Origin of the sequence: Kribbella sp. NPDC048928 (assembly GCF_043197975.1) — a bacterium.
Classification (GTDB): Bacteria; Actinomycetota; Actinomycetes; order Propionibacteriales; family Kribbellaceae; genus Kribbella.
Window position 1 is genome coordinate 354,904 of the sequence record NZ_JBICUC010000006.1, and the last position, 12,797, is coordinate 367,700.

12 protein-coding genes are annotated in these 12,797 nt (G+C 68.9%); 9 read left to right on the top strand and 3 right to left on the bottom strand.

Translation table 11 applies throughout. The features are described from left to right. The gene (locus ACGFI6_RS26865; RefSeq protein WP_393123159.1) at positions 1-462 is read left to right on the top strand and encodes a hypothetical protein; all 462 of its coding nucleotides are present in this window, start codon (positions 1-3) and stop codon (positions 460-462) included. On the opposite strand, the gene ACGFI6_RS26870 is transcribed toward ACGFI6_RS26865, so the two are convergent. Then, positions 452-1,192 (bottom strand): SGNH/GDSL hydrolase family protein, encoded by a 741-nt coding sequence (locus tag ACGFI6_RS26870; protein WP_393123162.1) that lies wholly within the window; start codon positions 1,190-1,192, stop codon positions 452-454. The genes ACGFI6_RS26865 and ACGFI6_RS26870 overlap by 11 nt on opposite strands. 73 nt (positions 1,193-1,265) lie before the next feature. After that, positions 1,266-3,308, bottom strand: a complete 2,043-nt coding sequence (gene glgX / locus ACGFI6_RS26875; RefSeq protein ID WP_393123687.1) for a glycogen debranching protein GlgX — start codon at positions 3,306-3,308, stop codon at positions 1,266-1,268. A gap of 186 nt (positions 3,309-3,494) precedes the next feature. On the opposite strand from glgX, the gene ACGFI6_RS26880 reads away from it, so the two are divergent. From ACGFI6_RS26880 to ACGFI6_RS26905, 6 genes are all read left to right on the top strand, one after another. Then, positions 3,495-4,511, top strand: coding sequence for a Gfo/Idh/MocA family protein (locus ACGFI6_RS26880; RefSeq protein WP_393123165.1), 1,017 nt, complete (start codon positions 3,495-3,497; stop codon positions 4,509-4,511). Further along, on the top strand, positions 4,508-5,551 hold the full coding sequence (locus tag ACGFI6_RS26885) for a Gfo/Idh/MocA family protein (RefSeq protein WP_393123168.1): 1,044 nt from the start codon (positions 4,508-4,510) through the stop codon (positions 5,549-5,551). Before ACGFI6_RS26880 ends, ACGFI6_RS26885 begins: the two co-directional genes overlap by 4 nt. A 145-nt stretch (positions 5,552-5,696) precedes the next feature. Next, a complete protein-coding gene (locus tag ACGFI6_RS26890) occupies positions 5,697-6,476 on the top strand; it encodes an enoyl-CoA hydratase/isomerase family protein (protein ID WP_393123170.1) in 780 nt (259 codons plus the stop codon). Then, complete coding sequence (locus ACGFI6_RS26895; RefSeq protein WP_393123173.1) at positions 6,476-7,429, top strand: class I SAM-dependent methyltransferase; 954 nt, start codon at positions 6,476-6,478, stop codon at positions 7,427-7,429. Before ACGFI6_RS26890 ends, ACGFI6_RS26895 begins: the two co-directional genes overlap by 1 nt. Before the next feature lie 9 nt (positions 7,430-7,438). Next, positions 7,439-8,314, top strand: a complete 876-nt coding sequence (locus ACGFI6_RS26900; protein ID WP_393123176.1) for an acyltransferase — start codon at positions 7,439-7,441, stop codon at positions 8,312-8,314. Between the two features lies 1 nt (position 8,315). After that, entirely contained in the window at positions 8,316-9,410 is a 1,095-nt protein-coding gene (locus ACGFI6_RS26905) for a hypothetical protein (protein WP_393123178.1), read from the top strand. Here ACGFI6_RS26905 and ACGFI6_RS26910 read toward each other — a convergent pair. Beyond that, entirely contained in the window at positions 9,397-10,125 is a 729-nt protein-coding gene (locus ACGFI6_RS26910) for a class I SAM-dependent methyltransferase (protein ID WP_393123181.1), read from the bottom strand. The two genes, ACGFI6_RS26905 and ACGFI6_RS26910, sit on opposite strands and share 14 nt — an antisense overlap. A gap of 139 nt (positions 10,126-10,264) precedes the next feature. On the opposite strand from ACGFI6_RS26910, the gene ACGFI6_RS26915 reads away from it, so the two are divergent. Both ACGFI6_RS26915 and ACGFI6_RS26920 read left to right on the top strand, forming a co-directional pair. Then, on the top strand, positions 10,265-11,056 hold the full coding sequence (locus tag ACGFI6_RS26915) for an electron transfer flavoprotein subunit beta/FixA family protein (protein WP_393123184.1): 792 nt from the start codon (positions 10,265-10,267) through the stop codon (positions 11,054-11,056). Between the two features lie 14 nt (positions 11,057-11,070). After that, a complete protein-coding gene (locus ACGFI6_RS26920) occupies positions 11,071-12,027 on the top strand; it encodes an electron transfer flavoprotein subunit alpha/FixB family protein (RefSeq protein ID WP_393123187.1) in 957 nt (318 codons plus the stop codon). Positions 12,028-12,797 lie beyond the last annotated feature (770 nt).

Below are 12,797 nucleotides of genomic sequence, written 5' to 3' on the forward strand. Positions count from 1 at the left end.
ATGGAGATCATGAACTGGCCACAGGCCGAGTTGACCGATGTCGAACGGTTCCGCGCCCTCGCGGCCGGCGTACCGGGTGCAGCCGTCACGGAGCGCGTGCTGCCGTACGAAGCCGACCAGGTGAAGGCCGCGGTCGCCGACCTGGACACGTTCGCGCGCGTCCACGCGGACCTCGTCTCGGCGACCCTGGTGGAGCAGGAAGGCGACCACGTCGTCGTACTGGCCAAGGGTGCGAGAGGACAGCGGGCGCGACTTGTGGGGCAGCTCCGGCCCGGGTGGTGCTGGCTGCAGAGCCGCTTCCTGATCATCGGGATGGCGGTAGCAGCCGAGCCAGCCGGTGGTACGCGGGTCGCTCTGACCGGCGGGATCCGGGTGCCGGGCCGTGCGGCCATCGTGCCGATCAGGGTGCGTCAGGAGAGCGGCAAGACGTTGGACCGGCTGGAGGAGTTGCTCAGGGCGTGAGTACGCCGGTTGGCAGCGCGGCCAGCAGTGCGTCCGCGTGCCGTCGGTACCCGAGGTTGTTCGGGTGGAACGCGTCCGGTGCGAGCATGCCGCGCCACGGCGGCCGTGCGTACCGCGACACCTCGGCGACGGGCAGTCCGCGGGACGTGGCGGTGTTGCTGATCAGCTGGTTGATGCCGGACACGTACGGGCTGACGGCGCCACCCACGCGCCAGAGCCGGTCCGGAACAGTCAGGTCCATGACGACGGAGGACGTGGGTAGCCGGTCGATCACCTGACGCAGGTGGTCGCGGAACCGCTTCGGTGGCGTGGCCAGGATGTCGTTGTTGCCGATCCCGCAGGTGACGAGTGCGGGCGTGAGACCGTCCAGCAACGGCAGTTGGTCCTCCAGCACGTGCTTTGTCTGCGCACCGGAGCGGGAGAGGTTCAGGACTCGCCAGGGCGTTCCTTTGCGGCGTAGCGCGTTCAGCACCTGTCCGACGTACCCGTGGAGTGGTGAGGACGCACCCAGCCCCTGTGCGGTCGAGTCACCCAGCACGACCCACAGCGGCCCGTCGCCGGACAGTGCGGTCTGGTTCTGCCGGGTCCAGTAGTCCGCGTACGTGCGTGCCTGGACGTCGACGTACGCGACGCCGTCCACCCAGCGCTGGATGGCGAGCCGGGAGCTCGTCCGCTCGGCCTCGCCCCAGCGCATGATCGCGCGGTGCAACGCCCCGATAGGTGTGGTCAACGTCGGCCCCCAGAGATGAACAGCAGGTGACCGACGAATGTACAAGCGGAAGGTTAACAACCCCCTTGATGATTCAGAGCGCGCGGAGCAGCACCAGACAGCGGGGTCCGAGCGGCACCGTCGCGCCCGCCTCCACCTCGGTCACCATGCTGTTGCTGGTGTCCAGCACCACCTCGTACGCCGGGGCCCAGGACGCGTCCGGTACGACGACGTTGCGGGTCTCCGGGGTCGCGTTGAGCGCGAGCAGGAACGAGCTGTCGGTCAGCGCATTGCCCTCCGCGTCGGTGGCGCGCAACGCGTCGCCGCGCAGGAACATGCCGATCGTCCGCAGGTTCCCGTCGAACCAGTCCGCGTCGGTCATCTCGCCACCGTGCGGCGCGATCCACGACAGGTCCTTACGACCACCCGGAATGACCGGCTGCCCGGAGAAGTAGTGCCACTGCCGCAGGGCAGGATGTGCGGCCCGCAAGGCCAGGAGCTTCTTCGTGAGCTCGAGGTGATCGGACCACACAGCCGGCAACGACCAGTCGAACCACGAGATCTCGCTGTCCTGGCAGTACGCGTTGTTGTTGCCGTCCTGCGTCCGGCCGCACTCGTCCCCGGCGGTGAGCATCGGGACGCCGGTGGACAGGATCAGCGTCGACATCAGGTTCGCCATCTGGCGCTTGCGCAGGGCAACCACTCCGGCGTCGCCGGTCTCGCCCTCGGCGCCGCAGTTCCAGGAGCGGTTGTCGTCGGTACCGTCGCGGTTGTCCTCGTGGTTCGCCTCGTTGTGCTTGTGGTCGTAGCTGACGAGATCGCGCAGCGTGAACCCGTCGTGCGCGGTGATGAAGTTGATCGACGCGTACGGGTAGCGCCCGTCGTCGCCGTACAGGTCGCTGGACCCCGACAGCCGGTACGCGAGGTCCTTCACGCCGTCGGACGTGTTCCGCCAGACGTCGCGAACGCTGTCGCGGAACTTCCCGTTCCACTCCGACCACGGCGTGCCGAAGTTGCCGACCTGGTAGCCGAACGGCCCCACGTCCCACGGCTCGGCGATCAGCTTCACCCGGCCGAGCACCGGGTCCGCCGCGACCTCGGCGAGGAACGGGTGGTCCGGGATGTCCACCTCGTGCCGCTCGTTGCGGACCAGCGTCACCGCCAGGTCGAACCGGAACCCGTCGACGCCCATCTCCTCGACCCAGTACCGCAGCGAGTCCATCACCAGCCGCCGGACCTGCGGGTGCGAGGTGTCGATCGAGTTGCCCGTGCCGGTCACGTCATACATCGCGGCGCCCTGACTCAGGCGGTAGTAGGCCCGGTTGTCGATCCCGCGGAAGCTCAGCGTCGGCCCGTCGAACCCGCCCTCGGCGGTGTGGTTGTAGACGACGTCCAGGATCACCTCGATGCCGGCGGCATGGAACGCGGCGACCATCTGTTTGAACTCGGTCACCTGCTCGCCTCGCGACCCGGAGGCCGAGTACGGCGCGTGCGGCGCGAAGAACCCGAGCGTGTTGTAGCCCCAGTAGTTCGGCAGGCCGCGCGCCGCGATCGCCGGCTCGGTGAGGAAATGGTGGATCGGCAACAACTCCACCGACGTCACGCCGAGCTCGGTGAGGTACTGGATCACCGACGGGTGCGCGAGTCCGGCGTACGTCCCGCGCTGGTGCTCGGGTACGTCGGGATGCTGCTTGGTGAAGCCCTTCGTGTGCAGTTCGTAGATGACCGTCTCGCCCCAGTGCACCGGCTCGCTGATCGGCGGCGGCGGGGGAGAGTCCGCGACCACCACGCCGACCGGCACGTGCCCGGCCGAGTCGCCGTCGGAGGAGTCGTAGATCAGCGGGCTCGCGTAGTCCAGCGCGCCGTCGACGGCCCGCGCGTACGGGTCCAGGACGAGCTTCGACGGGTCGAAGCGCAGCCCGTGCGACGGGTCGAACGGTCCGTGCACGCGGTATCCGTACCGCTGACCGGCGCCGACCCCCGGGACGAACCCGGTCCAGAACTCGCCGGTGTGCGTGAGGTCCAGATTCCGCTGGGCACCGTCGTCGGCGATCAGCGCCAACTCGACCCGTTCGGCCGCCGGAGCCCAGAGCGTGAACGTCGTCCCATCGGTCTGGACCACTGCCCCTGGACGCAGGCCGGTCGCGACGGACGGGCCTGGAGCGCTCGGGGCAGCGGTCGCTTCTTTCACCGGGACATTCTGCACAGGTCGTTGCGAGTTCACGATAGTGAGGTGGTTGTGTTCGTGAGACGGTGGTTGCGAACGCCTCTGCGCAGTGATACGCAAGGACCGTTACTAATTTACCCACCCCCAGGGGAACACATGTCGGAAGAGTTGGCCGGTCTGACCGTCGGTCTGATCGGCGCGGGCAACATCTCGCACATCCATGCCGAGTCCTGGAAGGCCGTCGGCGCCCGGGTCCTGGTGTACTCGCTCGAGGGCGCCGAGGAACTGGCCGAGCAGTACGGGCTGGAGGTCTCGCCGTCGCTCGACGCGGTGCTGGCCGAGGCAGAGTTCGTCGACATCGTCACGCCGTCGGCGACCCACAAGGAGATCACGCTGGCCGCGATCAAGGCCGGCAAGAACGTGATCTGCGAGAAGCCGCTGACGCTCACGGCGGCCGACTCGCACGAGGTGATCGACGCGGCCACGGCGGCCGGCGTCCGGTTGTACCCCGCCCACGTGGTGCGGTTCTTCCCGGCGTACAAGGCCGCGTACGACGCGATCCAGGCCGGGCGGATCGGTGACGTCGCGGTGGCGCGGTTCTACCGCCAGGCGTCCTCCCCGGCGGGTGCGGGCTGGTACCGCGAGGTGGCCCGGTCCGGTGGCGTGATCATGGACCTGATGGTCCACGACCTCGACCAGGCCCGTTGGCTGTGCGGCGACGTCACCACGGTGTACGCCGTACAGAACCCGCCGACCGTGGACGGCATCAGCCCTGTCAACGTTGCTGCGCACGTGACGCTCACGCACGAGAGCGGCGCGATCAGCCACTGCCGCGCGACGTGGGGAGCGACCGGGACGACGTTCCAGACAGGCTTCCAGGTGGCGGGTTCGAAGGGCGTACTGAAGTTCAAGTCCGACGCTGACACCGGGTACAAGGACGAGCTGCAGGATGCTGCCGGTGGCGACCTGCTGATCCCGTCGTCGCTGGGCGAGAGCCCGTACCTGGTCCAGTTGCGTGAGCTCGCGATCGGTCTGCGCGGTGGCCCTGAGCCGCGCGTACTCGCACCCGATGGCGCGACCGCGGTCTACCTGGCCGAGGCGGCGCGCGCGTCGATGGAGTCCGGTCAGCCGATCGACATGAAGACGTTCGTCTCGACGGGAGCAGTGGCATGAGCCTCAAAATTGCGATCGCGTCGTTCGCGCATGTCCACGCCGGTTCGTACGCGCACCTGCTCGGGTCGATGCCGGACATCGACGTACTGTCCGCCGACCCCGACGGTGCCGCCGCACCGGACGCCGGACCGCGCGGCGCGGCGTTCGCCGAGCAGTTCGGCATCCCGTACGTCGACACGTACGACGAGCTGTTCGCCTGGGGGCCCGACGCGGTGGTGGTGACGTCGGAGAACGCCGGCCACCGCGACCTCGTCGAGCGCGCGGCAGCCGTCGGCGCGCACGTACTGTGCGAGAAGCCGCTGGCCACCGAGGTCGCCGACGGCGAGGCGATGCTGGCCGCGTCCGAGGCGGCCGGGACGATCCTGATGGTCGCGTACCCGGTCCGGTTCGCGCCGTCGTACCTGCAGTTGCGGGCGAACGTCGAGGCCGGGCGGCTCGGGGACGTGTTCGCGATCCTGGGCACCAACAACGGGAAGATCCCGTACGACGCGCGGCAGTGGTTCACCGACGCGAAGCTGGCCGGCGGGGGAGCGCTCGTCGACCACACCGTGCACTGTGCGGACCTGATCGACGGCCTCACCGGTGGCGCCTCGGCGACCCGCGTGTACGCCGCCGCGAACCGGATCCTGCACCAGGACAAGAACGTCGAGGTCGAGACCGGCGGTCTGGTCACGATCAACTACGACAACGGGCTGCTGGCAACGATCGACTGCTCGTGGAGCGTCCCGGACAACGGCGCGACCTGGGGCGGCGTCTCGCTGCAGGTCACCGGCACCAACGGCTCGGTCGAGATCGAGCCGTTCCTGCCGCACGTCGGCGGCACCGACCCGGCCGGCGAGGTCTTCCTCGGCATCGGCGGCAACCTGGACGAGACGATGCTCGACACCTTCCTGGACGCCGTCCGTACCGCCGGTCCCGCTGTGGCCGGAAAGGCGCCGGCCGTAGTACCCCAACCGGACGGCGCCGTGGGCCTCCGCACCCTGAAGATCGTCGACGCCGCCCGCCGCTCCGCCGCCTCCGGCCAAGCGGTGGACCTGTAACACTCACCAACTCACCCGGACGGCCCTCGCCCACGCTCGGCGAGGGCCGTCCGGCCCGGGCGGCCGGGGTTTGGTGAGTGCTGCACGTCCGCATCCGGTACCGTTCCGAGGGTTGTGACCCGTGGGTAGCCGAAGGAGCGACGTGATGGGCGAGTTCGTCAACCTGACCGTGAGTGATGGAGTTGGCACGATCCGGCTGGATCGGCCGAAGATGAACGCGCTGAACGTGCAGGTCCAGGAGGAGATCCGGGCCGCGGCGCTCGCGGCAACCGCCGACGACGACGTCCGCGCGGTGGTGATCTACGGCGGTGAGCGGGTGTTCGCGGCGGGTGCGGACATCAAGGAGATGGCCGACATGTCGTACGCCGACATGGCCAAGCGCTCCGGCCCGTTGCAGTCGTCGCTGTCCGCGGTGGCCGCGATCCCGAAGCCGACCGTGGCCGCGATCACCGGGTACGCGCTCGGTGGTGGTTGCGAGCTCGCGCTCTGCGCCGACTACCGGATCGCCGCCGAGGACGCGAAGCTCGGCCAGCCGGAGATCCTGCTCGGCATCATCCCGGGCGCCGGCGGTACGCAGCGACTGTCCCGGCTGGTCGGGCCGTCGAAGGCCAAGGATCTGATCTACACCGGCCGCTTCGTCGACGCGGCCGAATCACTGCGGATCGGTCTGGTCGACAAGGTCGTACCGGCCGACGCCGTCTACACCGAAGCCGCTGCCTGGGCCTCGCAGTTCGCCCGTGGCGCCGCGATGGCGCTGCGCGCGGCCAAGGAGTCGATCGACTCCGGGCTCGGCGTCGACCTGACCACCGGGCTGGAGATCGAGCGGCAGCAGTTCGCCGCGCTGTTCGCGACCGAGGACCGCACGATCGGCATGAAGTCCTTCGTCGAGAACGGTCCTGGCAAAGCCGAGTTCAAGGGAATCTGATGTCTGCTACTTCGAAGCCGGCTGCCTCCGCCGAGGAAGTCGAGGCGGCCTGGAACGACAACAAGCTCGCCCAGGTGCTGTACCACGACTGGGAAGCGTCGACGTACGACGAGAAGTGGTCGATCTCGTACGACGAACGCTGCGTCGACTATGCACGCGACCGCTTCACCGACGTCGCCGGCACCCGCGGCTGGCCGTACGGCAAGACGCTCGAGATCGGCGCCGGTACGGGCTTCTTCACGCTGAACCTCAAGCTGGCGGGCGTTCTCGACGAGGCGCACGTCACCGACCTGTCGCCGGGCATGGTCGAGGCCGCGAAGAAGAACGCGAAGACGCTCGGGTTCGCGATCGAGGGCAAGGTCGCGGACGCCGAGAAGCTGCCGTACGACGACGACACGTTCGACCTCGTCATCGGGCACGCGGTGATCCACCACATCCCCGACGTCGAGCTGGCGTTCCGCGAGATGCTCCGGGTGCTGAAGCCGGGCGGCCGGTTCGTGATCTGCGGCGAGCCGACCCGGTACGGCGACTTCGTGGCCCGGCGGCTGTCCCGCTTCACCTGGTGGGCGACCACCAACGTGACCAAGCTGCCCGCGCTCGCGCACTGGCGGCGGCCGCAGTCCGAGCTGGACGAGTCGTCGCGGGCGGCCGCGCTCGAGGCGGTCGTGGACCTGCACACGTTCGACCCGGACACCCTGGCGCGGATGGCTTCGCGCGCCGGTGCCACCAACGTCCACACCGTCACGGAGGAGCTGCTGGCGGCGTGGGTCGGGTGGCCGATCCGTACGTTCGAGGCCGCCGTTCCGGAGCAGAAGCTCGGGTTCGGCTGGCGGATGTTCGCCTACAAGTCGTGGCTGCAGCTGTCGAAGGTCGACAAGGCGCTGTCGTCGGTCGTACCGGACGAGCTGTACTACAACGTCTCGATCACTGGTGTCGCCCCAACACAGCAGTAGGGTGTGTCGATGCGGTTGCTGTCCGTGGCGAGTCTGCGCTGGGTGGTGCGCCACCGGGCGTGGACGCCGTACTACCTGAAGCGCTACTGGCGGTTCGCCTGGTTCCGGCTGCGTCATCCGCAGGTGATCACCGAGGGTTTCGTGTTCCTCGGCAAGCACCTGGAGATCCAGGCGCGCCGCGGGCACGGGCGGATCATCCTCGGCCGCTGGGTGCATCTCGGCGACGAGACCCGGCTGCGTGCGCACGAGGGCACGCTGCGGATCGGCGACAAGGTCGTGTTCGCCCGCGACGTCACGGTGAACTGCTACCTGGACGTGGAGATCGGCGCGTCGACGCTGATCGCGGACTGGACCTACATCTGCGACTTCGACCACAAGACCGATGATCTGAACCTGCCGATCAAGGACCAGGGGCTGGTGAAGTCGCCGGTACGGATCGGTCCCGACTGCTGGCTGGCCACGAAGGTCACGGTCACCCGCGGCACCGACATCGGCCGCGGCGCGGTGATCGGCGCCAACAGCGTTGCCCGAGGCAACATTCCGGCGTACGCCGTGGCGGCCGGCGTACCGGCGAAGGTGCTCGCCGACCGCAGCAGCCGGTACGCCGAGGATGCCGAGCGGCGCAAGTACCTGGCCGGTCTGGCTGACGCCAACGACCGGACCGCGGCGCTGCTGCAGGCCGGTGTACTGCCGGTCGAGAAGCCCGCGGTGCCGTCGGCGAGCGTGGCGCCGGAGGATGCGGGTAGTGATGCGGTAGAAGCAGATGGTGAAAAAGAGAGCCCTGAGGGGTTCTCAAGTTACTCACCAGTCGGGCACTATGGCCCCCACGTCCGGTCGGACGCCGGCGACGGCAGGGACCGGATGCGCATCGGAGAGGAGAAGTAGCGTGGCTGACCAGGCGATCGATCCGGCCGATCCGGCCGCGCGGTCGTCGCTGGACCAGGCCGCGGCCGACGGCTCGATCACGCGGGCCCGGACGCGGGCGGTCGACCCGGTGCCGATCGTTGTGGACGGTGGGTCCGGCAGCGCTACGTTGGAACCAGTGCTTGAAACGAACGAACCAGACATGGGCGTGAACGGAACTATGACCCCGGACGCACAGGCAACGGACGGCAGTACAGCGGCGGCGCCCTTGGCGGGCTCCCGTCGCCGGTTGTCGCCGCGCCCGGTCCCGGTCAGCCGGCGGAGGAGAGCGCAGGCTGCGACGGACGAGGAACGGACCCCGGCTGAGGAGATGGACGACGTGGGTACGCAGGACGACAAGGGCGAATCGGCCCGGACCGCCGGCTCGACGCCGGATGTGAGCCCGCAGGCCGGTCAGGAGGCGGGCGCTTCGGGGATGACGACCGCGACCAAGACCGTCCGGCCGAAGACCGCGGCGGAGATCGTCGCGGAGCAGCGGGCCCGTGAACAGGCGGCTGCGAAGCCGGCCGATCAGCCAGGCGCCGATGAGGCGGGTGCTGAGCGGACCGGTTCGGAGCAGGCGGATGCGGCGGTCTCGGAGGATGCCGCAGCCGGGAACGACGCTCCGAATGCGAATCCGGCGGCTGCCGCTGCGGGTACCGGAGCCGCAAGCGCGGTGGCCGCGAAGAAGCCGTCCGGTGCCTCGGGCAACAAACCGCCGACCGGGAAGGGCGGGTCCTCTGGCTCGTCGGGTTCCGGTCGGGGCAAGCAGGCGCTGACGTCGGTCGGCTCCGGCGTACGGAAGCTGCGGAACCTGATCGCCTCGCTGATCTGGCTGATCGCGGTGCTCGCGGCCGCCGTACTGGCGCTCGGTGCGCTGTTCACGGCGCTCGACCAGACCAACCAGAGCAACGAGATCGTGCGCTGGATCCTGGAGCGCGGGCACGACCTGGTCGGTCCGTTCAAGGACCTGTTCCGGCTCGAGACCGCGAAGAACACCCTCCTGGTGAACTGGGGGATCGCGGCGCTGGTCTATCTGATCGCCGGCAAGATCGTCGAGAAGATCATCCGGCCGTAGCGACGAGGACGAGGTCGAGAGATTCGTCCAGCCGACCTGGGCGGATCTCGAAGTCCTCGTACGTCGTACTCCGCACGAGCGCGGCCAGGTTCTCGTCCCACTGGTCGTGCTCGGCGGCGAGCTGTGCGTCGACACAGGAGCCGTACTGGGCCTCCCATTCCAGGACCCGTGCACCGTGGTGCAGCCCGAGCGCCTGGGTGATGCCGAAGTGCGGCTCGAGGAGCTCGGCGAACTCGGCGGCGGTGAGTTCGCGGGTGTGGTACCAGTTCCCGCTCGGGAAGGTCAGGCGGTTCGGCGTACTGAGGACCAGGGTGCCTTGTGGTGCGAGGATCCGGGCACATTCGGCGACGAACCGCGGCTGATCCCAGAGGTGCTCGATCGTCTGCAGCGAGGTGACGGTCTGGAAGGCGTTGTCCGCAAAGGGCGTCTGGACCAGATTGCCGCGCGCGAGATTGACCTGTGGATAAACCCGGCGGACGTGCCGCAGCGTCGTATCTTCATAGTCGAGCCCGGTCACGGAGCTCGCGCCGGCGTCGCGGAGCAGCTCGGCGCCGTAGCCCTCGCCGCAGCCGGCGTCGAGGACGTGACCGCCCTCGTCGATCGGCAGATTGGCCGTGATCCAGCGGTAGGCAGCCTCGTGGCGCGCGAACCAGTAGTTCTCGTGCCAGATCCCGGGCGCGGTCCTCTCGCCGGTGAGCGGTAACGTCTCGGTCACCTGCGTCAGACTAGTCACGTCCCTGGTCGGCTGCTGGTGCCGGTGATTGTGATGGGACTCGCACGCAGCTTATGTTTCTCGCGAGTAACATCCGTGGCAGGGTTGGAGAGACCGTAAACCAGAAGGGGTCCCACACGCTATGAAGATCGTCGTCTGCGCGAAGTTCGTGCCGGATGCCACGGCGGACCGCCGCTTCCGCTCGGAGGACAACACGGTGGACCGTGCCGGTGTCGACGGGCTGCTGTCCGAGCTGGACGAGTACGCCGTCGAGACCGCCCTGACCGTCAAGGAGGCCGGAGACCAGGGCGACACTGGGGTGACCGTGCTGACGGTCGGCCCGGAGCAGGCCGCCGACGCGGTGAAGAAGGGCCTGCAGATGGGCGCCGACGCCGGCGTGCACGTGGTCGACGACGCGATCCACGGTTCGGACGCGGTGGCTACCTCGCTGATCCTGTCCAAGGCGCTGGCCAAGCTCGAGGCCGACCTGGTCGTGTTCGGCATGGGGTCGACCGACGGCGGCATGGGTGTCGTCCCGGCGATGGTGTCGGAGCGGCTCGGCCTGCCGGCCGTGACGCTCGGCTCGGAGGTGACCGTCGACGGGCAGACCGTCCGGATCCGCCGGGACGGCGACACCGCGAGCGAGACCATCGAGGGCACGCTGCCGCTGGTGCTCTCGGTCTCCGACCAGGCGAACGAGCCGCGCTACCCGTCGTTCAAGGGGATCATGGCCGCGAAGAAGAAGCCGGTCGAGACCTGGTCGCTGGCCGACCTCGAGCTGACCGCCGATCAGGTGGGTGGCTCGGGTGCCTGGACCGAGGTGGTCGAGGTGACCGCCCGTCCGGCGCGTACGGCCGGCACGATCGTCACCGACGAGGACGGCAGCGGTGCTGCCGAGCTGGTCGAGTTCCTGTCCACCAACAAGTTCCTCTGAGGGGCGGTCCACTGATGTCCAACATTCTGGTTCTCGTCGACCACACCGCGGGTGCGGTCCGCAAGACGACCTCCGAGCTCCTCACCATCGCCCGGCGCCTCGGCGAGCCGGTCGCCGTCTTCATCGGCGAGGGTGTTCAGGACGCCCTTCCGGCCCTGGGGAAGTACGGCGCGACCAAGGTGATCGCGCTGTCCGACCCGGACCTCACGCAGTACCTGGTCACCCCGAAGGCCGAAGCCCTGCAGCAGGTCGCGGCGAAGGTCGAGCCGGCGGCGATCCTGATCTCCTCGAGTGCGGAGGGCAAGGAGATCGCGGCGCGGCTCGCGGTCAAGCTGGACTCCGGCCTGATCACCGACGCCGTCGACGTGCAGGCGCTCGACGGTGCTCCGGTGACCACGCAGTCGGTGTTCGCGGGCAACTTCACCGTGCAGTCGAAGGTCAGCCACGGCACGCCGATCATCACCGTCAAGCCGAACGCCGCGACCCCGGAAGCCGCGGAGACCTCGCCGGAGGTGGAGGAGTTCGACGTGACGATCTCCGACGCCGCCAAGACCGCGCGGATCACCGACTCCAAGCCGCGGGAGGCGACCGGTCGTCCGGAGCTGACCGAGGCCGCGATCATCGTGTCCGGTGGTCGCGGGACCGGCGGCGACTTCGGTCCGGTCGAGGCGTTCGCCGACTCGCTCGGTGCCGCGGTCGGTGCGTCCCGCGCCGCGGTCGACTCCGGCTGGTACCCGCACGCGTATCAGGTCGGTCAGACCGGCAAGACCGTGTCCCCGCAGCTGTACGTCGCGGCCGGCATCTCCGGTGCGATCCAGCACCGCGCCGGCATGCAGACCTCGAAGACCATCGTCGCGGTCAACAAGGACCCCGAGGCCCCGATCTTCGAACTCGTCGACTTCGGCGTAGTAGGCGACCTCCACAAGGTCCTCCCCACCGCCACCGAAGAAGTAACCAACCGCAAGTCCTAACCCCCAGCACCCCCGCAGCACCCCGCAGCACCCCGCGAAACCTCCGCAGCACCCCCGCGCGGAACCTCCGTAGCACCTCCGGCAGCCCGGCTCGACCTACCGAGCCGGGCTGCCACATTTCCCCCCGGCCCAGCCACCACCCGCCAACCCCAAACCCACTCTCCACACCCCGCACCCGCGCCCGTCTGGGTCGGGGCTCGCCTGCGCGGTCGGCCGGCAGTGGTCAGGTCCTCCGGTGGCGGCCTGCGTTCGTCCGTGGTCGCCCTCGGCCGTCCGTGGAGACCTGGTAGTGCGGCCGGACTTTGTCAGGTTGGCGTTTTGGGTTCGTCGAGTCGTGGATTTTGGCAGCGTACGGAAGCCACTTTCCACGACTCGGCGAACCGGCCCGGAACCTTTCGCCACGACTCGACGACCACGCGCGGAAGCGGGCTGGGTTGGGGAGTTTCTTCCACCCGAACAGGGAAGAAATCCTCCCCAACCTGGGCATTGTGTGGCCTGGTGCGCGATCGCCCGTTCGCCGCAGCCACGAAGTCCAGCGGTACCAGTCGTCCCGGACGCCCTCGTTCGGCCAGCGAACTTGCTGGGTCAGCCCGCGAACTTGCTGGGTCTGCCAGCGAATTTGGTGGGTCTGCCAGCGAATTTGGTGGGTCTGCCAGCGAATTTGGTGGGTCTGCCAGTCAAGTGCGGGGTTGCCCACCTTGGTGACGAGTGCAGAACCCATCATTTCGCTGGCAGACCCACCAAATATCCCGCGCTCGCCAGCCGGTGGC

Excerpts from the sequence above, each read along its gene's own strand:
- ACGFI6_RS26865 (WP_393123159.1), top strand. The coding sequence starts at position 1 with ATGGAGATCATGAACTGGCCACAGGCCGAGTTGACCGATGTCGAACGG.
- ACGFI6_RS26880 (WP_393123165.1), top strand. The coding sequence starts at position 3,495 with ATGTCGGAAGAGTTGGCCGGTCTGACCGTCGGTCTGATCGGCGCGGGC.
- ACGFI6_RS26885 (WP_393123168.1), top strand. The coding sequence starts at position 4,508 with ATGAGCCTCAAAATTGCGATCGCGTCGTTCGCGCATGTCCACGCCGGT.
- ACGFI6_RS26890 (WP_393123170.1), top strand. The coding sequence starts at position 5,697 with ATGGGCGAGTTCGTCAACCTGACCGTGAGTGATGGAGTTGGCACGATC.
- ACGFI6_RS26895 (WP_393123173.1), top strand. The coding sequence starts at position 6,476 with ATGTCTGCTACTTCGAAGCCGGCTGCCTCCGCCGAGGAAGTCGAGGCG.
- ACGFI6_RS26900 (WP_393123176.1), top strand. The coding sequence starts at position 7,439 with ATGCGGTTGCTGTCCGTGGCGAGTCTGCGCTGGGTGGTGCGCCACCGG.
- ACGFI6_RS26915 (WP_393123184.1), top strand. The coding sequence starts at position 10,265 with ATGAAGATCGTCGTCTGCGCGAAGTTCGTGCCGGATGCCACGGCGGAC.
- ACGFI6_RS26920 (WP_393123187.1), top strand. The coding sequence starts at position 11,071 with ATGTCCAACATTCTGGTTCTCGTCGACCACACCGCGGGTGCGGTCCGC.